The organism is Caloramator australicus RC3 (genome assembly GCF_000297115.1).
In the GTDB taxonomy this organism is placed as follows: Bacteria; Bacillota; Clostridia; order Clostridiales; family Caloramatoraceae; genus Caloramator; species Caloramator australicus.
Genome location: NZ_CAKP01000067.1, coordinates 48167 through 70352 on the forward strand (window position 1 = coordinate 48167; position 22186 = coordinate 70352).

Annotated in this window: 23 protein-coding genes and 1 other annotated feature; of the genes, 22 read left to right on the top strand and 1 reads right to left on the bottom strand. The window is 31.1% G+C overall.

All coding sequences use genetic code 11. The features are described from left to right. The first annotated feature begins 59 nt into the window (after nucleotides 1–59). The 17 genes from ftsA (at nucleotide 60) to CAAU_RS06600 (ending at nucleotide 16004) form a co-directional block, all read left to right on the top strand. A complete protein-coding gene (gene ftsA, locus CAAU_RS06520) occupies nucleotides 60–1328 on the top strand; it encodes a cell division protein FtsA (RefSeq protein ID WP_008908637.1) in 1269 nt (422 codons plus the stop codon). A 20-nt stretch (nucleotides 1329–1348) separates the two neighbouring features. After that, nucleotides 1349–2434: a cell division protein FtsZ gene (gene ftsZ / locus CAAU_RS06525; protein WP_008908638.1), complete on the top strand. Its 1086-nt coding sequence runs from the start codon at nucleotides 1349–1351 to the stop codon at nucleotides 2432–2434. Between the two features lie 182 nt (nucleotides 2435–2616). Continuing rightward, entirely contained in the window at nucleotides 2617–3510 is an 894-nt protein-coding gene (gene spoIIGA, locus CAAU_RS06530; RefSeq protein ID WP_008908639.1) for a sigma-E processing peptidase SpoIIGA, read from the top strand. A 20-nt stretch (nucleotides 3511–3530) separates the two neighbouring features. Further along, a complete protein-coding gene (sigE, locus tag CAAU_RS06535) occupies nucleotides 3531–4247 on the top strand; it encodes an RNA polymerase sporulation sigma factor SigE (RefSeq protein ID WP_423219150.1) in 717 nt (238 codons plus the stop codon). Nucleotides 4248–4343: 96 nt separating this feature from the next. Further along, entirely contained in the window at nucleotides 4344–5117 is a 774-nt protein-coding gene (sigG, locus tag CAAU_RS06540) for an RNA polymerase sporulation sigma factor SigG (RefSeq protein ID WP_008908641.1), read from the top strand. A gap of 71 nt (nucleotides 5118–5188) precedes the next feature. Continuing rightward, complete coding sequence (locus tag CAAU_RS06545; RefSeq protein WP_008908642.1) at nucleotides 5189–5464, top strand: YlmC/YmxH family sporulation protein; 276 nt, start codon at nucleotides 5189–5191, stop codon at nucleotides 5462–5464. A 65-nt stretch (nucleotides 5465–5529) separates the two neighbouring features. Then, the gene (gene nrdR, locus CAAU_RS06550; protein WP_008908643.1) at nucleotides 5530–5991 is read left to right on the top strand and encodes a transcriptional regulator NrdR; all 462 of its coding nucleotides are present in this window, start codon (nucleotides 5530–5532) and stop codon (nucleotides 5989–5991) included. A gap of 66 nt (nucleotides 5992–6057) precedes the next feature. Continuing rightward, a complete protein-coding gene (gene pgeF / locus CAAU_RS06555) occupies nucleotides 6058–6789 on the top strand; it encodes a peptidoglycan editing factor PgeF (RefSeq protein ID WP_008908644.1) in 732 nt (243 codons plus the stop codon). A 4-nt stretch (nucleotides 6790–6793) separates the two neighbouring features. Then, entirely contained in the window at nucleotides 6794–7483 is a 690-nt protein-coding gene (locus CAAU_RS06560; protein ID WP_008908645.1) for a winged helix-turn-helix domain-containing protein, read from the top strand. A gap of 8 nt (nucleotides 7484–7491) precedes the next feature. Next, on the top strand, nucleotides 7492–9210 hold the full coding sequence (gene pnpS, locus CAAU_RS06565) for a two-component system histidine kinase PnpS (RefSeq protein WP_008908646.1): 1719 nt from the start codon (nucleotides 7492–7494) through the stop codon (nucleotides 9208–9210). 73 nt (nucleotides 9211–9283) lie between these two features. Further along, the gene (locus CAAU_RS06570) at nucleotides 9284–10627 is read left to right on the top strand and encodes a DUF512 domain-containing protein (protein WP_051004395.1); all 1344 of its coding nucleotides are present in this window, start codon (nucleotides 9284–9286) and stop codon (nucleotides 10625–10627) included. Next, nucleotides 10627–11946, top strand: coding sequence for a ribosome biogenesis GTPase Der (gene der, locus CAAU_RS06575; RefSeq protein ID WP_008908648.1), 1320 nt, complete (start codon nucleotides 10627–10629; stop codon nucleotides 11944–11946). Before CAAU_RS06570 ends, der begins: the two co-directional genes overlap by 1 nt. 1 nt (nucleotide 11947) lies before the next feature. Next, nucleotides 11948–12961 carry an NAD(P)H-dependent glycerol-3-phosphate dehydrogenase gene (locus CAAU_RS06580; RefSeq protein ID WP_008908649.1) on the top strand — a complete coding sequence of 338 codons (1014 nt, stop codon included), beginning with the start codon at nucleotides 11948–11950 and terminating at the stop codon, nucleotides 12959–12961. A 4-nt stretch (nucleotides 12962–12965) separates the two neighbouring features. Beyond that, a complete protein-coding gene (locus CAAU_RS06585) occupies nucleotides 12966–13505 on the top strand; it encodes a chromate transporter (RefSeq protein WP_008908650.1) in 540 nt (179 codons plus the stop codon). Next, the gene (locus CAAU_RS06590) at nucleotides 13502–14020 is read left to right on the top strand and encodes a chromate transporter (protein WP_008908651.1); all 519 of its coding nucleotides are present in this window, start codon (nucleotides 13502–13504) and stop codon (nucleotides 14018–14020) included. Before CAAU_RS06585 ends, CAAU_RS06590 begins: the two co-directional genes overlap by 4 nt. Nucleotides 14021–14097: 77 nt before the next feature. Continuing rightward, nucleotides 14098–15579 (top strand): stage IV sporulation protein A, encoded by a 1482-nt coding sequence (spoIVA, locus tag CAAU_RS06595; protein ID WP_008908652.1) that lies wholly within the window; start codon nucleotides 14098–14100, stop codon nucleotides 15577–15579. Between the two features lie 74 nt (nucleotides 15580–15653). Beyond that, complete coding sequence (locus CAAU_RS06600) at nucleotides 15654–16004, top strand: 4Fe-4S binding protein (protein ID WP_008908653.1); 351 nt, start codon at nucleotides 15654–15656, stop codon at nucleotides 16002–16004. Between the two features lie 155 nt (nucleotides 16005–16159). On the opposite strand, the gene CAAU_RS15390 is transcribed toward CAAU_RS06600, so the two are convergent. Then, nucleotides 16160–16285 (bottom strand): hypothetical protein, encoded by a 126-nt coding sequence (locus CAAU_RS15390; protein ID WP_008908654.1) that lies wholly within the window; start codon nucleotides 16283–16285, stop codon nucleotides 16160–16162. Between the two features lie 420 nt (nucleotides 16286–16705). On the opposite strand from CAAU_RS15390, the gene CAAU_RS06605 reads away from it, so the two are divergent. The 5 genes from CAAU_RS06605 (at nucleotide 16706) to ileS (ending at nucleotide 22182) form a co-directional block, all read left to right on the top strand. Then, nucleotides 16706–17389 carry a YggS family pyridoxal phosphate-dependent enzyme gene (locus CAAU_RS06605; RefSeq protein WP_008908655.1) on the top strand — a complete coding sequence of 228 codons (684 nt, stop codon included), beginning with the start codon at nucleotides 16706–16708 and terminating at the stop codon, nucleotides 17387–17389. Between the two features lie 11 nt (nucleotides 17390–17400). After that, nucleotides 17401–17826 carry a cell division protein SepF gene (locus tag CAAU_RS06610; protein ID WP_008908656.1) on the top strand — a complete coding sequence of 142 codons (426 nt, stop codon included), beginning with the start codon at nucleotides 17401–17403 and terminating at the stop codon, nucleotides 17824–17826. 15 nt (nucleotides 17827–17841) lie between these two features. Further along, nucleotides 17842–18597 (top strand): YlmH family RNA-binding protein, encoded by a 756-nt coding sequence (locus tag CAAU_RS06615; protein ID WP_008908657.1) that lies wholly within the window; start codon nucleotides 17842–17844, stop codon nucleotides 18595–18597. 11 nt (nucleotides 18598–18608) lie between these two features. Beyond that, nucleotides 18609–19085: a DivIVA domain-containing protein gene (locus tag CAAU_RS06620; RefSeq protein ID WP_008908658.1), complete on the top strand. Its 477-nt coding sequence runs from the start codon at nucleotides 18609–18611 to the stop codon at nucleotides 19083–19085. A 56-nt stretch (nucleotides 19086–19141) separates the two neighbouring features. Next, nucleotides 19142–19337 (top strand) — a binding site (T-box leader). Nucleotides 19338–19386: 49 nt separating this feature from the next. After that, complete coding sequence (gene ileS / locus CAAU_RS06625) at nucleotides 19387–22182, top strand: isoleucine--tRNA ligase (RefSeq protein WP_008908659.1); 2796 nt, start codon at nucleotides 19387–19389, stop codon at nucleotides 22180–22182. Nucleotides 22183–22186 lie beyond the last annotated feature (4 nt).

Genomic DNA, 22186 nt, shown 5'->3' on the forward strand with positions numbered 1-22186 from the left:
GATTTGTGTTGAATTTATATAAATAGACATAAAACGAGATTTAAGGAGGTCATTAATGAATGAACAATGTAGTAGTCTCACTTGACATTGGTTCTTCGAAGGTAAGCGTAGTTATTGCAGAAATAAATAAAAAACAATTTAATGTAATAGGTGTTGGAACCTCCGAATGCAAGGGTGTCAAGAAAGGAGTAATAGTTGATATAGATGCAACAGTAGAAGCCATTAAAACTGCTGTTGAGATGGCAGAACAGATGTCGAATATTAAAATAAAATCGGCTTTTGTTAATATTAAAGGAGGTTACACGACATTAATAGATAATAGAGGAGTTATAGCTGTTTCAAGGGAGGATAAGGAAATAACAAATGAAGATGTTGCAAGGGTAATACAAGCAGCTAAAGTTGTTGCTCTTCCACCTGATAAGGAAATTATAGACATAATACCTCAACAATATATAGTAGATGGATATGATGAAATAAGGGATCCAGTTGGTATGGTTGGAGTAAGACTTGAAGTTGATGCAAAATTAGTTGCTGCATCTATGACTAATGTTCAAAACATAATTAGAACAGTTCAAAAAGCAGGTTTAAATGTTGATGGCATTGTATTGGAACCATTAGCAACTTCGACGATAGTCCTAAATGATGATGAAAGAGAACTTGGAGTAGCTTTAGTAGATGTTGGTGCAGAAACAATGGATATTTCAGTTTTTAGAAATAAAACCTTAGTATTTTCCAAACTTATTCCAGTTGGAGGAAATCATATAACTAGCGATATTTCTTTGATATGCAAAATTACCTTTAGCGATGCTGAAAAAATAAAAAGACAATACGGAGCTGCTTCAACAAAATTAGTGAAAAGTGATGATATTATTAAGATAAGTAACGTGGCAGGTAAAGGTGAAAAGGAAATCCAAGTAATAAATGTAGTAGAGATTATGGAAGCCCGCATTCAAGAGATGTTATATTTGATAAAAAGTGAATTAGAGAAAAATAATTTGCTAAATCATCTTGGTGCTGGTATTGTAATTACGGGTGGAGGATTATTTAATATTAAGGGTATTCAAGATTATGCTCAAGACTTTTTTGATATCCCTGTTAGATTTGGATATCCTAATTATATAGGGGTAGCAAATCCTACATATTCAGCTTCTGCAGGAATAGCGATGTATGTATTAAAACAAAAGAAAAACAGCACAATTCATGTTGATTCTAAAAAAATAAATAGAGTATTAGAAGAGAATGAAGAAAGTTCTTCAATTGATGAAACAGAAGAAAACAAAACAAATTGGATTGAAAAGGTAAAGGAATTTTTTGCAGATTTCTTTTAATTAACAAAGGGGGTATTATTGTGCTAGATTTTGAATTCAACGTAGATGCCGGTGCTCAAATAAAAGTTGTAGGAGTAGGTGGTGGTGGAAACAACGCAGTAAATAGGATGATTGAATTTGGATTAAAGGGTGTAGAGTTTATTTCAATTAATACTGATAGACAAGCTCTTAATTATTCTAAAGCAACAACAAAAATTCAGATTGGCGATAAATTAACAAAGGGATTAGGTGCAGGGGCAAATCCTGAAATTGGCCAAAAAGCAGCTGAGGAAAGCATAGAGCAAATAACTCAAGCTCTAAAGGGTGCTGATCTAATTTTCATTACTGCTGGTATGGGTGGTGGAACAGGAACAGGTGCAGCACCTGTAGTTGCTGAGATTGCAAAGGAATTGGGGATATTAACAGTTGGAGTTGTTACAAAGCCATTTATATTCGAAGGAAGACAAAGAATGCTTAACGCTGAAAAAGGAATTATGAAGTTAAAGGAAAAGGTTGACACATTAGTTACGATTCCAAATGATAGATTACTACAGGTTGTTGATAAAAAGACACCAATGACTGAAGCCTTCAAGATAGCAGATGATATTTTAAGACAAGGGGTTCAGGGTATATCGGATTTAATAACTGTTCCTGGTTTAATAAACTTAGACTTTGCTGATGTCAAAACTATAATGCTTAACAAAGGATTAGCTCATATGGGAATCGGTAGAGCTTCTGGAGAAGGAAGGGCAATTGAAGCTGCAAAACAAGCTATATCAAGTCCATTGTTGGAGACAACAATAAATGGAGCAACTGGAGTATTATTAAATATTACTGGGGGCTCTAACTTAACTATGTTTGAAGTAGCAGAAGCTGCTGATCAAGTAAGACAAGCTGCGGATCCTGATGCGAATATAATATTTGGGGCTGTAATAGATGATACTTTAGGAGATGAAATAAGAATAACGGTTATTGCAACTGGATTCGAAGAACACACAAGATTAAGCAACAAAGAAGTGGCAGCAGATAAACAAGAAAATTCACCTTTAAAAATTAAAATGGATATTGATATAAATGATGAAGATCTCGATTTGCCACCCTTTATTAGAAATCAGAAAAGAAGGTAAACAGTGCTAACAATAACGGTATTAACTTATGGTTAATACCGTTATTTATTTTGTAAAAAAAACAAAATAAAGTAAAAAAAGTAATAATTTGACGAGAAATTGTGTATTTATAGTATTATGAAATGACAAAAAGAAAGGACTAAAGGTTTTATAATTATAATAAATAGGTTTGGAGGGTGAATATGGGGGATATTCTATATATCGATATAGTATTTATAGAAAATCTTTTTATGAATTATTTTCTGCTTTATCTCCTTAAACGTCTCGTAAGGTCAAAGGCACCTATCTGGAGATTGTTATTAAGTGCACTTATTGGGGCTTGGTATGTTTTAGTTATTTTAATGCCAAGTATGGAAATTTATCTTAATTTGTCAATGAAAATTCTAGTCTCATTGTTGATGATTGTAATTGCATTTCTTCCTTATACATTCCGGGAAGTAATAAAACTGGTCCTCTTATTCTATTTAGAAACTTTTCTCATAGGTGGAAGTATAATGGCTATCTTTTATTTGACACATGGGGATCTTAATAATATTAATGGAGTCATTTTGTTGAATAGAATGTCACAAATTTATTTGATTATTGGAAGTCTATTGGGAATAGTATTTTCTAAAATAGCCTTTGATTACATCGATTCATATTTTTTTGATAACAATTTTATTGTTGATTTAGAGATATTTTTAGACAAAAAACACCAGAATATTAAGGCACTTATTGATACCGGAAATAATTTAAAGGATCCACTCTCAGGGGATCCTGTAATTGTAGTATATTATAAGGCTTTAAAGGATTTATTGCCTAATGATTTATATCATAATTTAAATCTATCTAAAAGTTATGAAGACTTTGTTAAATGCATTTTAAATTCAAAATACAAAAATAGGATAAGAGTTATACCATATAATGCAATAGGAATCAGTAACGGTTTAATAACAGGAATAAAAATAGATAAGTTAATAGTTAAAAAGGAAGGACACTTAAAGGTTTTAGAGGATGTAATAATGACATTTTATCATCTTCCATTATCTCAAGAGGGAATTTTTGATGCATTAGCTTTTCCAGAAATTATAAGATAGGGGGAAATGTTATGGGCATTATAAATTTTATAATTAATTTATTGATAAAATTTGTTAATTTCATAATGAATAAATTTTTTAGAAGAAGTTTTGTGTATTATATCGGGGGAGCCGATGTTTTACCGCCACCTTTATCGAATGAAGAGGAAAATAAGTTGGTTGAAGAATTAAAAAATGGCAACTACAAAGTTAAAGATGTTTTGATTGAAAGAAACCTTAGATTAGTTGTATATATAGCTAAAAAATTTGAAAATACTGGAGTAAGTATAGAAGATTTGATATCCATAGGAACAATAGGATTAATTAAGGCTGTTAATACCTTTGAGCCTACAAAAAGAATAAAACTTGCAACATACGCATCAAGATGTATAGAGAATGAGATATTAATGTATTTAAGAAGAAACAGTAAGGTTAGAAGTGAAATTTCCTTTGACGAACCATTAAACGTAGATTGGGATGGTAATGAATTATTGCTTTCAGATATATTAGGAACTGATAATGATTTAATCTATCATTATATAGAGGACGAAGTAGAAAAACAACTATTGATGAATGCAATAAATAGACTAAGTAAGCGTGAAAGACAAATAATGGAACTAAGATTTGGCTTAAAAGGTGAAGGAGAAAAAACACAAAAGGAGGTCGCAGATATATTAGGAATTTCACAATCCTATATTTCAAGGCTTGAAAAAAGAATAATTAAAAGATTAAAAAAGGAAATAACTAAAATGGTTTAAATTATAAATTTATTGTAAATTTATGAAAAGAATAAAAAAAATATCCTTCGGGAATAATTATAATACAAAATTAACCGAAGGAGTTGAAGCATCGCTATGGCAAACACCAAAGTTGAAATATGTGGAGTAAACACTTCAAAGCTGCCTGTTCTTACAAATGAAGAAATGAAAGAATTGTTGACGAGAATGAAACAAGGAGATAAAGAAGCTAGGGAAAAGTTTATAAAGGGAAATTTAAGGCTAGTTCTAAGTGTTATTCAAAGATTTAATAATAGAGGAGAAAATGTAGATGATTTGTTCCAAGTTGGATGCATTGGGCTTATTAAGGCAATTGATAATTTCGATATAGATCAGAATGTAAAATTTTCAACTTATGCTGTTCCTATGGTTGTTGGTGAGATAAGAAGATATTTAAGAGATAACAACTCTATTAGAGTTAGCAGATCATTAAGGGATATTGCCTATAGAGCTTTACAGGTTAGGGATAAATTGGTTTCGGAAAACAATAAAGAACCAACAATTTCTGAAATAGCAAAAGAGCTAAATGTTCCCCGTGAAGAAGTTGTTTTTGCGCTAGATGCTATTCAGGATCCTGTTTCTTTATTTGAACCTATATATCATGATGCAGGAGATGCAATATATGTAATGGATCAAATTAGTGACACAAAAAATGATGATGATTCTTGGATAGAAAATATTGCAATTAGGCAAGCCCTTAAAAAATTAAATAAAAGAGAAAAGACGATTTTAATGATGAGATTTTTTGAAGGAAAGACACAAATGGAAGTAGCTGAAGAGATTGGAATTTCCCAAGCACAGGTTTCAAGATTAGAAAAGTCAGCTTTGAACCATTTGAGAAAATTTGTTTAAAGTATGGGTGTTTATAAATTACACCCATATTTTTTTTATTTATATCATATAATTTTTTAGGAGGTGAAGTTATGAGGGATAATTTAGAAAATGTCCATGTTACTTTATCGGAATTAAGACAGATGGAGGTTATAGATATCAATAAGGGTAAGAGATTAGGATTTATAAGTGATCTTATTTTTGACGATAATTTAGAAAGAATTGAGTATATTGTTATCCCCCCAGAAAATGCTTTTTTGTCCTTTTTTAAGAAAAGGGATGAAATCTTGATAAGTTGGAACAAGGTAAAGACTATAGGGGTAGATGTGATTTTAATAGATCTCTTACAGGATAACAGTGAAGAATAATAGACAATAAACAAAAATGATGTTATAATTTATCAATAAAAAGTTATACGATGGAGATGAAGGAAATGAAATGCCCATTTTGTAATCATGTTGAGACTAAGGTTTTAGATTCACGACCAACTGAAGATAATACATCAATTAGAAGAAGAAGGGAATGCTTAAATTGCAATAGAAGATTTACTACATATGAAAAGGTGGAGGATATACCTGTTTATGTTGTAAAAAAGGATGGTAGAAGGGAACCATTTGATAAAAGAAAAATACTAATTGGTGTTTTAAAATCGTGCGAAAAAAGACCTATATCGATTTCAAAGATTGAGGAACTTGCAAATGAAATCGAAAAACAAGTTTATAATACAATGAGACAAGAAGTAGAAAGCAGTTTGATCGGTGAGCTTGTTATGAAAAAATTAAAAGAGTTGGATGATGTAGCTTATGTAAGATTTGCTTCGGTATATAGGCAATTTAAAGATATTAATACTTTTTTAGAAGAATTACAAAAACTATTAAGTGAAAATAAGGATTAGCTTTATGCTGAATCCTTTTATTTTTTATGATAAAATATTTATAAAGAAATTGATGGTGGTGTTATTATGTTTATTTATTCAGATAAAGGAGTTGAAGTCAAAGCCTTTATAGAATTAGGATTTATAAATCATATTTTTACAAATAAATATTTTGGTATTGATTTTAACGAGTATAGTTTAATGCGTAATGATTTAAGAATACCTGATGCTGTTATTGAAAAAGTATTTAAGTTAAATTTTAACGCAGATAATTTAGTCTTTACTAAACAGGTTCATGGAGATAAAGTAATTATTGTGACTCATGAAAATAGAGAAAATATACTTGGGACAGAAGCAGATGCAATAATTACAAAGGAATTAAACCTTCCAATTGTGATATTTACAGCAGATTGTGTCCCAATTTTTTTAGTGGATAAAAAAAAGAAGATTGTAGCTGCTGTGCATGCTGGATGGAAGGGGACTGCCCTTAAAATCGTAACAAAGGTTGTTAAAGGGATGACAGAGTATTTTGGTAGTATCCCTAATGATATAATTGCTGCTATAGGACCATCAATAGGACCATGCTGCTATGAAGTTAAAGAAGATTTAGGCGTATTTTTCAATTTAATAAATAAAGGCGAAAAATTTTATATAAGCTTGAGTGAGGAAAATAAAAAACAACTTATTGAATCAGGAATTTTAGAAGAAAATATTTATGAAAGTTTAATTTGCACTATGTGCAGAAATGATTTCTATTCCTATAGAAGGGATGGAACTATGACTGGTAGACAGCTAAATATTATACAAATAAAGGAGTGATATTATGGCGGGAGAAAAAATACTTTTAATTGATGATGAACTGCATATAATTGAATTATTAAAGTATAACTTGGAAACAAATGGTTACAAGGTTTTTTATGCATTAAATGGGAAGGAAGGACTTAAGTTAGCTATTGAGAAAAAGCCAGACTTGATTTTGCTTGATATAATGCTTCCTGAGATGGATGGATTTGATGTTTGTAAGGAATTAAAGAAGAATGAAAGTATATCCAATATACCCATTATTATGCTTACAGCAAAAAGCGAAGAGTTTGATAAAATTTTAGGTTTAGAGCTTGGTGCTGATGATTATATAACAAAACCATTTTCGGTGAGGGAATTATTGGCCCGTGTAAAGGTAGTATTAAGAAGAAATAGCAAAGAAGAAAAAAAGAATGTAGTTCAAATTCATGACTTAAAATTGGATTTTGATAAACATGAGGTTTTAAAAGATGGCAAAAAAATAGAACTGACCTTAAAAGAATTTGAACTTTTGAAACTTTTGATTTTAAATAAAGGTAAGGTTTTAACAAGGGACTTTTTGCTGGATAAAGTGTGGGGATATGAATATTATGGTGAGACAAGAACCGTTGACGTTCATGTAAGACATTTAAGGCAAAAGATTGAAGACGATGATAAAAATCCTAGATATATTGAAACTGTGAGGGGAATAGGATATAAATTTAAAGAATAGGTGATTGAATGAGAAAGAAGTTATTAGTTTTTATTACTACTATTTTAATAACAACTATATCTTTTATTAGTTTTTTGTTTTATTACTATACAAAAAATTTGTTAATAAATACTGTTGAAAATGAATTGGATTATCAAGCTAATTTAGCTATAGATTTTGTGCAATATTCAAAGTTTAATAATTTTGATGAATTAGCTAAAAAAATTAAAGGAGCTACCAATAAAAGGGTTACTATAATAAGAAATGATGGTGTGGTATTAGGGGATTCAGATGTAGAAAGTTTTAAAATGGAAAATCATAAGAACAGGAAGGAATTTTTAGATGCTATTTATTATGGTAAAGGAATAAGTTTAAGAAAAAGCTCAACTATAAATCAAAATCTTTTTTATTATGCAAAGCGTTTTGATTATAATGGCAAAATATGTATTATGAGATTAGCAATGCGGTTTGATTTGATTAAATACATGCAGCATAATATTATATACTTTCTGTTAGTAACAATATTAATTGCTTTAATTTTGTCTAGTTTACTTGCTTGGGTTTTCTTAGGTAAATTTATTGAACCAATAAGAGACCTTACAAGAATAGCAACTATAATATCAATGGGGGACTATGATAAAAGAATAAAGATAAAAACCAAGGATGAAATAGGAAAGCTTGGACATGCTTTTAATATAATGGCTGCAAGATTACAGGAAACAATACTGGATTTAGAGGATAAAAGAAATAAATTAATATCAATATTAAAAAGTATGGAAGATGGTGTTATCGCTTTTGACAACAATGAAAAAATAATTTTAATTAATCCTGCTGCAAAGAAAATGTTTGGCATCAAAGAGGATGTTACTGGCAAACATTTCATTGAAGTTATAAGAAATCTTGAATTGGAAGAATTAATTAAACAAAATTTAGACGACGAAATCGAGATAAAAGTTTCGTATCCTGATGTAAAGTATTTTAAAATAAAGATAATTAAGATAAATAGTGAAAAAAATACCGAAAATGTTGGAACTTTAATGGTTATTCAGGATATAACAAAAATGAAAATGCTTGAAAATATGCGTTCAGAATTTGTTGCTAACGTATCCCATGAATTAAAGACACCTTTAACATCGATAAAGGGATTTGCTGAAACACTAAAGGATGTAGAAGATGAAAATATTCGTAAGAAATTTTTAGATATAATTAATATTGAGGCGGAAAGATTAACAAGGTTGATTAATGATATTTTAACTTTATCAGAACTAGAGAATAAAGAATATGCCCTTAATTTTGAAAAATTAAATGTTATAGAAATATTAGAAGAAATTAAATATATTATGAAACCATTGGCAGAAAGTAAAAATATCGAAATATATTTAGAAAAAGAATGTGAAGATATTTATGTTCACGGAGATAGAGATAAATTTAAGCAAATGCTAATTAATTTATTAGATAATGCGATTAAATATACCAATGAGGGAGGAAAAGTAAAAATTATATTAGAAAAAAGCACGAATGAAGTAATCATTTCTGTCATTGACAATGGAATTGGTATTCCAAAAGAACACTTGCCAAGGCTTTTTGAGCGTTTTTATAGGGTTGACAAAGCAAGATCAAGAAGTTTAGGAGGAACGGGACTTGGACTTGCGATAGTTAAGCATGTTGTAAATCTTATGCAAGGGAAAATAGATGTCGAAAGTAAAGTAGGAGAAGGAACTACTTTTAAGATAACATTGCCTATGTGAGTTTACTAACTTCGGTTATTCGAAGTTAGTATTTTTCTTGATATTATTTTTTTTAAATGTTAATATTAAATTTATGATAATTAAAGTTGAGGTGTCGAATTTGAAAAGAGATGGACTTGTTATAAAAAGTGTAGCTTTTAATTCTATTGCACAGGAAGTAGGGATAGAAGCTGGAGATGTTTTGCTTGAAATAAATGGAGTTAAGGTAAGGGATATTCTAGAGTATAAGTATTTAATTACGGATGAATATTTAAACTTGGTAGTAAGAAAAAATTATGGAGAAGAGTGGGAGATTGAGATAGAAAAGGATTATGATGAAGATTTAGGGTTAGAACTTGTAGATCCAGCTATCGAGCATCCTAAAAGATGTCATAATAAATGCATTTTTTGCTTTATAGATCAATTACCTCCTAACTTAAGGAAGACACTGTATTTTAAGGATGATGACTCCATGCTATCCTTTCTTCAAGGAAATTTTATAACACTAACAAATTTAAAGGATGAGGAAATAGATAGGATTATAAAATATAGAATAAGTCCAATTAATGTATCGGTTCATACCACTAATCCTGAATTAAGGGTAAAAATGCTTAATAATAAAAGGGCAGCTGAAATTAATAATCAGCTTAAAAAGTTAGCTGAAGGTGGTATTACTATTAACTGCCAAATTGTTTTATGTTATGGAATTAATGATAAAGAAGAATTAGTAAAGACTCTTGAAGATTTAAAGGGACTTTATCCTAATGTTCAAAATGTTGCAATAGTTCCCGTTGGAATTACAAAATATAGAGATAAATTATATAAAATAGAAGGTTATGATGCCCAAAAATCATTAGAACTTATAGAATATTTAAAGCCTCTTCAAGAAAAGTTTAATAAAGAACTAGGAATTCCATTTGCACGTCTTGCTGATGAATTTTATGTTATGGCAGGTGTGGAGCTACCTGATTATGAACATTACGGGGACTTTGAACAACTTGAGGATGGCATTGGTATGATTAGATTTTTTGAAAGAAACATTTTGGAGGATTTAAAAACAAATGATTTTGACGGAAAGGGTAAAAAAATTGCTTTTATAACTGGAGAGTCGTTTTTTAGTTATTTAAATGATATATCGGAAATTATCTCTAAAAAATTTAATTTAAATATAAAAGTTTATAAAGTTTATAACGAATTCTTTGGAGAAAAGATAACTGTAGCAGGTTTATTGACAGGTAGGGATATAATTAATCAGTTAAAAAATTCAATTACAGAAAAATATATTTTTATTCCAAACAATATGTTAAAAGCTGACGAAGATATATTTTTGGATGATGTCAGTTTACTTGAATTGGAAAATGAATTAAAGGCAAAGGTGATTAAAGTAAAATATACTGGAGAAGATTTGATAGAAAAAATTAAAGGTGAGGTGATATAATGGCGAAACCAATTGTTGCAATAGTTGGAAGACCAAATGTAGGGAAATCTACTCTTTTTAATAAGCTGGTTGGGAAAAGAATATCTATAGTTGAGGATACTCCTGGAGTAACGAGGGATAGAATTTATGCGGAGGTTGAATGGTTAAATTACAGGTTTACCCTCGTAGATACAGGCGGTATTGAACCTGAAAGTGAAGATATTATACTTAAACAAATGAAAAGACAGGCTCAAATAGCAATTGAAACTGCAGATGTAATATTGTTTATGGTGGATGGCAAGGAAGGGTTAACTGCTACAGATATTGAAGTTGCAGAGATGTTAAGAAGGGTTAAGAAGCCAGTAGTTCTTGTTGTAAATAAAATTGATAATTTAAAATTAGAGGATAACAAGTTTGAGTTTTATTCATTAGGTTTAGGAGAACCAATTACAATTTCTGCAGCTTTAAGTTTAGGTATTGGGGATATGCTTGATGAAATCGTTAAATATTTTAAAGATAAAGAAGCTGATGATGAAGAAGAACCATTAATCAAGGTTGCAATAGTTGGGAAACCAAATGTCGGTAAATCTTCTTTGTTAAATAGATTAACAGGAGAAGAAAGGGCTATAGTTAGTGATATTCCTGGAACTACAAGGGATGCAATAGATAGTTTAGTGGAAATTAACGGTGAGAAATTTTTGTTTATTGATACAGCAGGTATAAGGAGAAAAAGCAAAATTAAAGAAGAGATAGAAAAATATAGTGTCATCCGTTCACTTGCAGCAATAGATAGAGCAGATGTTTGCCTTATTATGATTGATGCTACTGAAGGAGTGACGGAGCAGGATGAGAAAATTGCAGGCATAGCCCATGAAGCAGGGAAAGGTATAGTTATAGTTGTTAATAAATGGGATTTAATAGAGAAAGATGATAAAACGATGAATGAATATAATAATAAAATCAGAACAGCATTATCCTTTATGACATATGCTCCGATTATTTATATTTCGGCCAAAACTGGTCAAAGAGTAACTAAATTAATAGACCTTATAAAATATGTTGCAGATCAAAATGCAATGAGGGTTAAGACCGGCATTCTAAATGAAGTGATAAGTGAGGCAGTTATGTTAAGGCAACCACCAGTTGAAAAAGGCAAAGCACTAAAGATTTATTATGCTACACAAGTTTTGACGAAACCACCTACATTTGCTATATTTGTTAATGATGAAGAAATAGTTCATTTTTCTTACGACAGATATCTTGAAAATCAAATAAGACAACATTTTGGATTTGAAGGGACGCCGATAAGGCTTGTTTATAAATCCAAAAAGGAGGATTAAAATGAAGATAGCAGTATTAGGTGGGGGAAGCTGGGGAACAGCGATTGCAGTTTTATTATCAAAAAAGTCTAATTATGTTTACATCTGGGATCGCAACGCTTCAGTATTAGAAGAAATAAAATATAAAAGACAAAACTCTAAGTATTTACCGGATGTTATTATTCCAAAGAATGTCGATGTAAGGTTTGATTTAGAAGAGACGATTAAAAGTTCTGATATTATAGTAGTTGCAGTTCCATCCCATGCAGTTCGTGAACTTTGTTTAAAGATTAAAGAATTTGTTAATGAAAATCAGATTTTTGTAAGTCTTACAAAGGGCATAGAAGAAAAAACATTTAAAAGAATGTCAGAAATATTGGAGGAATTTTTCCCTAATAATAATATCGCAGTTCTTTCAGGTCCTTCACATGCCGAGGAAGTTTCAAGGGATATCCCAACAGCAATAGTTGCTGCATCAAGGGACGAAGATACTGCATTAAAAGTTCAAGACATTTTTATGACTCCTAATTTCAGAGTATATACCAATACTGATGTTGTTGGTGTTGAAATAGGGGGTGCAGTTAAAAATATAATAGCACTTGCTGCTGGTATTTCAGATGGTTTAGGATTTGGGGATAATACAAAGGCGGCGCTTATGACAAGAGGTATAGCTGAGATTGCAAGACTTGGCACAGCTCTTGGAGCTAATCCAATGACTTTTGCGGGATTGAGCGGTATAGGTGATTTAATCGTAACCTGCACAAGTATGCATTCAAGGAATAGAAGGGCAGGTATTTTGATAGGTAAGGGTAAAAAGGTTGAGGAAGCTTTAAGCGAAATAAAGATGGTTGTTGAGGGGGTAAATACGACTAAATCTACATATGAACTATCCAAGAAAATAGGTATAGAAATGCCAATAACAGAAAAGCTCTATAATGTTCTTTTTAATGGCAAAGATGCCAAAGAAGCTGTTACTGAGCTTATGCAAAGAGATAAAAAGGATGAAATTCAATATTCTTCATATTTTGTAAGGTGATATAATGAATGCATTAGATTTGTTTATAACTTTTTTTAAAATTGGTGCCTTTACCCTTGGAGGGGGATATGCTATGATCCCTCTTATTGAAAGGGAGGTAGTAGATAAAAGAAAATGGATAGGGCGTGAAGAATTCCTTGATTTAGTGGCTGTTGCCCAAGCTTCACCAGGTCCAATAGCTGTAAATACAGCTGTATTTGTTGGCTATAAATTAATGGGAATAAAGGGTGTTATTTTTAGCGGCTTAGGTTCGGTCCTTCCTTCTTTTATAATAATAGTTTTAATTGCTGCTGTTTTTACTGAAATAAAAAATAGCCCTACAATAGAAAAAATTTTTTTGGGAATAAGGCCTGTGGTAGCAGGGATGATTTTTGCATCAGTATTTAGATTGGGAAAGAGTGCTAAAATAAATAGAATAAGCATTATATTTGTTTTATTAGTTGCAGTATCAATATGGATTTTTAAAATCACACCAATTTATATTATTTTATTATCAATCATTGTTGGTTCATTAAGGTATTTAACAAGGGGAAATAAAATATGATTTTAAAGTTATTTCTTACGTTTTTTAAAATAGGGATGTTTAGCTTTGGTGGGGGCTATGCAATGCTACCTTTGATACAATTAAATGTAGTAAATCAAAATAATTGGCTATCCCATAAAGAATTTATTGATATTGTTGCTATTTCTCAAGTTACTCCAGGACCTATAGCAATTAATTGTGCAACCTATGTTGGCTACAAGTTAGCAGGAATTTTTGGAGCTATATCTAGCACATTAGGAGTTTCAATGCCATCGGTTATTATTATGGTAATTCTAACTAAATTAGTATTAAAACTCAATAATGCAAAATTTTTTGAAGCTATTTTTTCAAATTTAAGGCCTACAGTAATAGGACTGATATTGGCAGCTGCCATATTGGTATTTAGTGAATCCGTTTTTGATATTAAAACTTTTATTGTATTTCTTTTATCTTTTGTAATATCCATAAAATACAAGGTTGATCCAATAATTTTAACTATTTTAGGTGGGATTTTAGGATATATTATTTTTAAATAATTCCTCCACAATTAGTTCTAAAAAATAATGATGTTAAATATATATGAATTAGATAAAATGTGTTAGGAGGTAGAACTGTGGAGGAATTCAATATATATAAAGATATTGCTGAAAGAACACAAGGCGATATCTATGTTGGGGTAGTAGGGCCTGTAAGAACAGGTAAATCCACTTTTATTAGAAGATTTATGGAGCTGCTTGTTTTACCAAACATAAGTAACATGCATAAAAAGGAAAGGGCTAAAGATGCATTACCACAAAGTGGTTCAGGTAAAATAATTACTACAGTTGAACCAAAATTTATTCCAAGCGATGAAGCAGTTGAAATTGAATTAAACGATAATGCTAAGATGAGGGTAAAGATGATAGACTGTGTAGGTTATATGGTCCATGGAGCTACAGGGCATTTAGAAAATGATCAGATAAGGATGGTTAAAACTCCATGGTTTGAAGAAGAAATACCCTTTACAGAAGCTGCTGAGATTGGAACAAGGAAAGTCATAAATGAACACTCCACCATAGGAGTAGTTGTTACAACCGATGGCAGTATAACAGAAATACCAAGAGAAAATTATATTGAGGCAGAGGAAAGGGTAATTAGGGAATTGCAAGGCCTTAATAAACCATTTATTATAGTATTAAATACAACACATCCGTATAATCCAGAAACAATAAATTTAAGGAAAAATCTTGAGGAAAAGTATAAAGTTCCTGTGTATATTGCTGATGCTGCTAATTTGAGGATAGAAGATGTAAATAATATATTTGAAAAGGTTCTACATGAATTCCCAATAAAAGAAATTGGAATCAAACTTCCTGATTGGGTAGAGCATTTAGATAATGATCATTGGTTAAAGAAAAATTTTATTCTTGCTGTAAAAAATTCCATTAAAGATCTCTCAAAGATAAGAGATATTAAACCTATAATAAATTCATATAAGGAATACGAATTTGTCGGAGATGTTAATTTAGATGAAATGAACCTTGGTGAAGGCAGTGCAAGTATTACTATGAAGGTTAAGGACGGACTTTTCTATAGAATTCTTGGTGAGATATCAGGATTTAATATCTCTGGTGAATTTGATCTACTTAATTTGATGAAGGACCTTACAATAGCAAAGAGAGAATATGACAGAATTGAATCGGCATTAAAGGAAGTAAAGGAAACTGGATATGGTATGGTGCCACCACAAATAGATGAACTGAAACTTGAGGAACCAGAAATTGTAAGACAAGGCAATAAGTTTGGAGTTAAATTGCGCGCAAGTGCACCTTCATTACACATAATAAAAGTAGATGTTGAAACTGAAGTTTCTCCAATTGTTGGGACTGAAAAGCAAAGCGAAGAACTATTAAGATCATTACTAGAAGAATTTGAAAATAATCCTCAAAAGATTTGGCAGGCAAATATGTTTGGAAAAACCTTGGAAGAACTTGTAAAAGAAGGATTGCAAAATAAACTATACAAGATGCCTGAAGATGTTCAAGAAAAGCTTCAAAGAACACTACAAAAAATAATTAATGAAGGTAATGGAGGTTTAATTTGCATTATATTATAAAAGCCCTAAAAAGGGCTTTTATTTTTTTGGCTGAATTGGTATAATACCCATAGGAGGTATAAAGGAGGGGTATAATGAAAAATATAATCAAAAATAGGATTATTATTCAAGGGATAATTGGTTTAACAATATATGTTTCTTTATTTGTTTTTAATATTAGCCTTAAGTGGATTGTTCTTGCAGGTATTATAACTGGAATATTTATGGGAAAAGCCTTTTGCAGGTGGATTTGCCCAACAGGTTTTTTAATGGAAATTTTATCTAGTAAAAAAAATGATAAAAGTATACAATTGTATATGTATTATAAAGCTGGATGTCCTATTGCTTGGATTAATGGAATTTTAAATAGATATAGTTTATTTAAGATAAAACGAGATATAAATAGTATCCCAAATGTGGAAAGTGTGACAATGTTTGTTATATAGCTTCATTAAATAACGATTATAGCTTATATAGAGACAATAAAAAAGAACCTTTTTTGGATTTTAAATGTTCTAAGTGCCTTGAATGTATAAAAGAATGTCCAAATAATAGTTTAAAATTAGAGATATAAATTTAAAGTCCCCATTTGGGGACTTATTTAAAATGCAAAATAATCGTTCATTTTTATACATCCTTGATTTTTTGTAGGATTCTTTTTTTCCTTTTTGTTTGTAGTTTTTATTATTACGTCCTCTTTTACCTTTGTTATATTGCCGATTTCCATTATATCAACTCCTTTACTTTTTTATTGGTTCTTGGTTCGGCTCTAGGTAAAAGATTCATCCTCTTTGTGGTAAACCTTTTTTAAAAAGGTCTCCACATTTATAAGAAACATTATAAAACCTCCCAATCATATATGTTTATTTATCTACTTATATAATAACATTAGCTGTTGTATAATACAAATCTTGTTAAATTGTATAAAAAATATTTAATAGCTTCTATGAGCTTTTAAATACAATAGGTTCTGCTTTCCTCACTTCTTCTACAATCTCCTCCGTTTTCCTATATACTTTATTGTAAAATGCTTGAGTTTTCAAAAAATTAATATTAAAATTAAATATAAATGAAAAATGAAGGATTTTTTATTTATATGTAGAATTATATCATTGGACAATATTCACCAGTTATAAGGGGTGATTTAATGGTAATCGCAGAAAATATTGAAGCAGTATTAAAAAAAATCGATGAAGCTGCATGCAAAATTGGTAAGAAAAGAGATGATATCACATTAGTAGCTGTAAGCAAAATGCATCCTGTAGAAAAAATTTTGGAAGCTAAAAAATATGGATTGTCTATTTTTGGAGAAAGTAAAGCACAGGAATTACTTCAAAAGTATGAAATGGTTCCTGATGTTAAATGGCATTTTATAGGTCATCTACAACGAAATAAAGTAAAATATATAATAGATAAAGTAGATCTTATCCAGTCTTTAGACAGTATAGAACTTGCTCAAGAAATAGATAAAAGAGCTAAAAAAATAGGGAAAAAGATGCCAGTTTTAATTGAAATTAATATAGGAAAAGAACCTAGTAAGTCTGGTATTTATGAAGAAGAACTTGATGAATTTGTCAAAAAAGTTTCGGAGTTTGAAAATATAATTTTAAGTGGAATAATGACAATACCACCTGTAACTGAGGATAAAAATAAAACAAGGGATTATTTTAAAAGAATGCGATTTTTATTTGAAACATTAAAGCAATTTGATTTACCTAACAGTAATATAAAGTTCTTATCCATGGGCATGACGGATGATTTTGATATTGCTATTGAAGAAGGAGCTAATATTGTTCGAGTAGGAACCGGTATTTTTGGTAGGAGAATGTAAGGAGGGATATTATGCCAAATAAAATTTTAAAGCCCTTTAATAAGGTTATGGGGGTATTAGGCTTAGGAGAAGAAGAGGAAGAGGAAATAAAAGAGGAAGAAGATAAAGAGATTGAAGGAATAAACAAAGTAGTTAGTATAAATAGTTTTAAGACTATGTTCCCTAAAGTGTTATTAAAAAGGCCCCAAGAATTAGAAGATACTATAGACATCATAGAAGCTATAAAGGAGAAGAAGATAGTTGTTTTAAATATGGTTAATTTATACCGTGATCTTGCACAAAGAATGTTAGATATAATTATTGGTGGTTCTTATGCTTTAGGAGGGGACATAGAAGAAATAGCAAAATCTGTTTACCTTGTTGCCCCTGAGGCAGTAGAAATAACAAATGAACTTAAGGAGCATTTCGATAAGGGAACATTTATTAACTTTGACTAATGGCAGGGTGATGGCATGAATCAGATTAACATAAAAGGCTTTATTATTGATAAAAATACATATCTTTCTTTTTTAAACAAGATAGATCAATCTAAAAAATGGCAAACAGTTTTTACGGATTTTTTAAACCCAGAGGAGCAGGCTGCGTTAAAGGAGCTCTGTTCTGATGAAGGTGTAGAAGTTTGTTTTTTTGATGAAGGTAAGCTAGAAAGAACAATAGCTAAGCTTGGTTTGAATGATGATATAGAGTATCCTATCGATGTTCTTAAAATAGAAGGCAATTTTAAATTTGAACAGTTAGAGCATAGGGATTATTTAGGTGCTATTTTATCTTTAGGCATAAAAAGGGAAAAAATAGGCGATATTAACGTTTATGAAGATGGAGCTGAGGTTTACGTATTAAAAGAATTAAGCGATTATATTTTATTGAATTTAACACAAATAAAACATACAAGTGTAAAAATAAAGAAAATATCATTACAAGAAGCTCGTGAAAAACAAGTAAAATTTAAAGAATTTAATATAAATATTGCTTCACTGAGACTTGATGCTATTGTTGCGGAATTAATTGGAGTTTCAAGGAATAAAGCATCAGAGCTCATACGCAATGAGAAGGTTAAATTAAACTTTAAACTGATAAAAGAAGTAGATAAAAAAGTTGACCCTAATTCTGTGTTATCTATAAAAGGTTATGGGAGATTTCAACTTGGCGAATGCCTTGGAACAACGCGCAACGGTAGATTTGTGTTTAACGCAAAGAAAATTATTTAGGAGGGTTTGATATGACAATAACACCTAATGATATTGCTAATAAAGAATTTAAGAAGGTTTTTAGAGGGTATGATGCAGATGAAGTAGATGAGTTTCTTGACCAAATAGTTGAGGAGTATGAAAAAATTTACAAGGAAAACTTAAATTTAAAGGAGAAAATAAGCACATTGAATGAAAAAATCGAACATTATGCAAATATAGAATCAACATTACAAAATACGCTTGTATTAGCTCAATCTGCTGCAGAACAGGCAAAGGAAAACTCAAAAAAAGAAGCTGAAATGATTTTAAACAATGCTAAGGAAAAGTCTGAAGAGCTTATTAAGGATGCTCAAAATAGAGCTAATCAAATTATTTCAGAAGCACAACAAAGGGTCCTCGAAATTAATAAAGAGTATGAAATGCTTAGACAAGAATTTAATATGTTTAGATCAAGATTTAAAGGTCTACTACAGGCACAACTTGAAACCATTGAAAAGTTTGAATGATTAATTATATTGACATCAATTACATATTGTAGTATATTTATGAATAAATTTAATATTATGATACGATGAAAGGGACGAGTAGATAGCATGGGGTTTTACAGAGAGTGGGGGAAGGTGAAAGCCCATAAACTACCAGCTATTGAAAATCACCCTTGAGTAGCAGGCTGAATTTTAGTAAGCTGTGCCGGCATAGCCGTTATTATAATTAAGATATAAATTTGGGTGGTACCGCGAGCAGACTTCGCCCCATGGTGAGGTCTGCTTTTTATTTTGGAAAAAATATACAGGAGGAGGATTTAGCATGGATTATAGCAAAACGCTCAATTTGCCACAAACAGAGTTTGCTATGAGGGCCAATTTACCACAAAAGGAACCAAATATTTTAAAGGAATGGGAAGATATTGATATTTATAAAAAAGCTCTTGAAAAGAATAAAGGGAAAACTCCATTTATTCTTCATGATGGGCCACCTTATGCTAATGGTGATATTCATTTAGGACATACTCTAAACAAAATATTAAAAGATATGATAAACAAATATAAGACTATGAGAGGCTTTTATGCACCTTATGTTCCGGGATGGGATACTCATGGTCTTCCAATTGAACTTCAGGCATTAAAGAAATTGGGTATAAAGGTCCATGATGTGTCAACTATTGAGTTTAGAAATATGTGTAGGGATTACGCCCTTGAGCAGGTGGAAAGACAAAAGGAACAGTTTAAACGTTTAGGAGTTATAGGAGACTGGGAAAATCCTTATCTTACGTTATCACCGGAATTTGAGGCTAAGCAGATAGAGATTTTTGGAGATATGGCTCAAAAGGGATATATTTATAAAGGGCTAAAACCTGTGTATTGGTGCCCATCCTGTGAAACTGCCCTTGCAGAAGCAGAAATAGAATATGATGATGAAACTTCAAATTCAATTTATGTTAAATTTAGATTATTGGATGATAAAGGTTTATTTAAGGATCTTGGCGTTAACCTTAATAATATTTATTATGTAATATGGACGACAACAACTTGGACGTTACCTGCTAACCTTGCTATATGTCTAGGACCTGACTTTGATTATGTGCTTGCTAAGTTCAATGAAGAGGTATATATAGTTGCTAAGGAACTTCTTGAAAATGTTAAAAAAGCTGCAAAACTTGAAGGAGAAGAAATTTTAGCAACCTTTAAAGGATATGAACTTGAAGGACAGGTATGCCATCATCCCTTCTTTGATAGAGAATCATTAATAATAGTTGGCGAACACGTTACATTAGAATCAGGAACAGGATGTGTTCATACAGCACCAGGACATGGGGAAGAGGACTTTTATATAGGTCAAAAATATGGATTAGAAGTATTAAATCCTGTTGATGGTAAAGGAAGATTTACTGAGCTTGCAGGCAAATATGCTGGATTAACATATAAGGAAGGGAACAAGGCTATTCTACAGGATTTAAGAGAAAGCAATATGCTTCTTGCAGAGGAAAAGATTACCCACTCCTATCCACATTGCTGGAGATGTAAAAACCCAATTATTTTTAGAGCAACAGAACAGTGGTTTGCTTCAATAGAAGGCTTTAGAAAGTCAGCAATAGAAGCCATAAAGGAAGTAAAATGGATTCCAGAGTGGGGAGAAGATAGAATTGAAAGCATGGTTGCTGAACGTGGCGATTGGTGTATTTCAAGGCAAAGGACATGGGGAGTTCCAATTCCAATCTTCTATTGTGAAGAGTGCGGTAAGGAATTGGTTGATAAAAATATTATTTACCATGTAGCAGAGATTTTCAGACAAAAAGGGTCAAATGCTTGGTTTGAATTAGAAGCAAAGGATCTTCTACCAGAAGGAACGAAGTGCGGATGTGGCTCGGATAAATTTAGAAAAGAAACTGATATTATGGATGTTTGGTTTGACTCAGGTTCAAGCCATGTAGGGGTATTAGAGACAAGGGATGAGCTAAGCTGGCCAGCTGACCTTTATATAGAAGGTAACGACCAATATAGAGGGTGGTTCCAATCTTCACTTTTAACATCGGTTGCAACAAGAGAAAAGGCACCATATAAGATGGTTATAACTCATGGTATGGTTGTTGATGGTGAAGGCAGAAAGATGTCAAAATCCTTAGGAAATGGAATTGATCCACTTGATGTTATAAAAGAATATGGCGCTGATGTTTTAAGGCTTTGGGTTTCTTCAGCAGATTATAAAAGCGATGTTAGAATGTCAAAGGATATTTTAAAGCAGCTTTCTGAAGTATATAGAAAGATAAGAAATACTGCAAGATTCCTCCTTGGAAATCTTTATGATTTTAATCCAGATACCGATATGGTTGATTATGAAGAAATGAATGAGCTTGATAAATGGGCTCTTTTGAAATTACAACACTTAATAAAAGATGTTACAGATGCCTATGAAAACTATGAGTTCCATATTTTATACCACGATATCCATAATTTCTGCGTCGTTGACATGAGCAATTTCTACTTAGACATAATTAAAGATAGGCTATATACGGAAAGACCTGATTCTAAGGAAAGAAGGGCTGCACAAACTGTTCTTTGGACGATATTAGATGCTTTAGTAAAAATGATTGCTCCTGTCTTATCCTTTACAGCAGATGAAATATGGAAGTATATGCCGAAATCAAAAAATAATAATTTTGAAAGCGTTCATCTTGCAGATTGGCCGGAAGTCGTTGAAAAGTATGTTGATAAAGAATTAGAAAATAGATGGGATAATGTTCAAAGAATAAGAGGAGAAGTTTTAAAGGCATTAGAGATGGCAAGAGTTAATAAAATAATTGGACATTCATTAAATGCTAAAGTTCAAATATTTGCTGAAGGTGAAACCTATAATTTCTTAAATGAAATTAGAAACTATCTAGAAACAGTATTTATAGTTTCTAAAGTGGAGTTGATTGAAGGAATTAATAAAGCACCTGAAAATGCTTATAAAGGAGAGGAAATCAAAGAATTGGCTGTCCTTGTTTCTCAAGCTGACGGAGAAAAATGCGAAAGATGCTGGGTATACAGTGAAACAGTTGGAAGGTCAAAAGAACATCCGACTTTATGTGCAAGATGTTTAGAGGTAGTTAAGAGTCTATAATAAA

Excerpts from the sequence above, each read along its gene's own strand:
- CAAU_RS06605 (WP_008908655.1), top strand. The coding sequence starts at position 16,706 with ATGGTAATCGCAGAAAATATTGAAGCAGTATTAAAAAAAATCGATGAA.
- ftsA (WP_008908637.1), top strand. The coding sequence starts at position 60 with ATGAACAATGTAGTAGTCTCACTTGACATTGGTTCTTCGAAGGTAAGC.
- pgeF (WP_008908644.1), top strand. The coding sequence starts at position 6,058 with ATGTTTATTTATTCAGATAAAGGAGTTGAAGTCAAAGCCTTTATAGAA.
- CAAU_RS06585 (WP_008908650.1), top strand. The coding sequence starts at position 12,966 with ATGAATGCATTAGATTTGTTTATAACTTTTTTTAAAATTGGTGCCTTT.
- CAAU_RS06580 (WP_008908649.1), top strand. The coding sequence starts at position 11,948 with ATGAAGATAGCAGTATTAGGTGGGGGAAGCTGGGGAACAGCGATTGCA.
- der (WP_008908648.1), top strand. The coding sequence starts at position 10,627 with ATGGCGAAACCAATTGTTGCAATAGTTGGAAGACCAAATGTAGGGAAA.
- nrdR (WP_008908643.1), top strand. The coding sequence starts at position 5,530 with ATGAAATGCCCATTTTGTAATCATGTTGAGACTAAGGTTTTAGATTCA.
- CAAU_RS06600 (WP_008908653.1), top strand. The coding sequence starts at position 15,654 with ATGAAAAATATAATCAAAAATAGGATTATTATTCAAGGGATAATTGGT.
- CAAU_RS06590 (WP_008908651.1), top strand. The coding sequence starts at position 13,502 with ATGATTTTAAAGTTATTTCTTACGTTTTTTAAAATAGGGATGTTTAGC.
- ileS (WP_008908659.1), top strand. The coding sequence starts at position 19,387 with ATGGATTATAGCAAAACGCTCAATTTGCCACAAACAGAGTTTGCTATG.
- CAAU_RS06560 (WP_008908645.1), top strand. The coding sequence starts at position 6,794 with ATGGCGGGAGAAAAAATACTTTTAATTGATGATGAACTGCATATAATT.
- CAAU_RS06615 (WP_008908657.1), top strand. The coding sequence starts at position 17,842 with ATGAATCAGATTAACATAAAAGGCTTTATTATTGATAAAAATACATAT.
- CAAU_RS06545 (WP_008908642.1), top strand. The coding sequence starts at position 5,189 with ATGAGGGATAATTTAGAAAATGTCCATGTTACTTTATCGGAATTAAGA.
- CAAU_RS06610 (WP_008908656.1), top strand. The coding sequence starts at position 17,401 with ATGCCAAATAAAATTTTAAAGCCCTTTAATAAGGTTATGGGGGTATTA.
- CAAU_RS15390 (WP_008908654.1), bottom strand. The coding sequence starts at position 16,285 with ATGGAAATCGGCAATATAACAAAGGTAAAAGAGGACGTAATAATAAAA.
- spoIIGA (WP_008908639.1), top strand. The coding sequence starts at position 2,617 with ATGGGGGATATTCTATATATCGATATAGTATTTATAGAAAATCTTTTT.
- CAAU_RS06620 (WP_008908658.1), top strand. The coding sequence starts at position 18,609 with ATGACAATAACACCTAATGATATTGCTAATAAAGAATTTAAGAAGGTT.
- CAAU_RS06570 (WP_051004395.1), top strand. The coding sequence starts at position 9,284 with ATGATAATTAAAGTTGAGGTGTCGAATTTGAAAAGAGATGGACTTGTT.
- sigG (WP_008908641.1), top strand. The coding sequence starts at position 4,344 with ATGGCAAACACCAAAGTTGAAATATGTGGAGTAAACACTTCAAAGCTG.
- pnpS (WP_008908646.1), top strand. The coding sequence starts at position 7,492 with ATGAGAAAGAAGTTATTAGTTTTTATTACTACTATTTTAATAACAACT.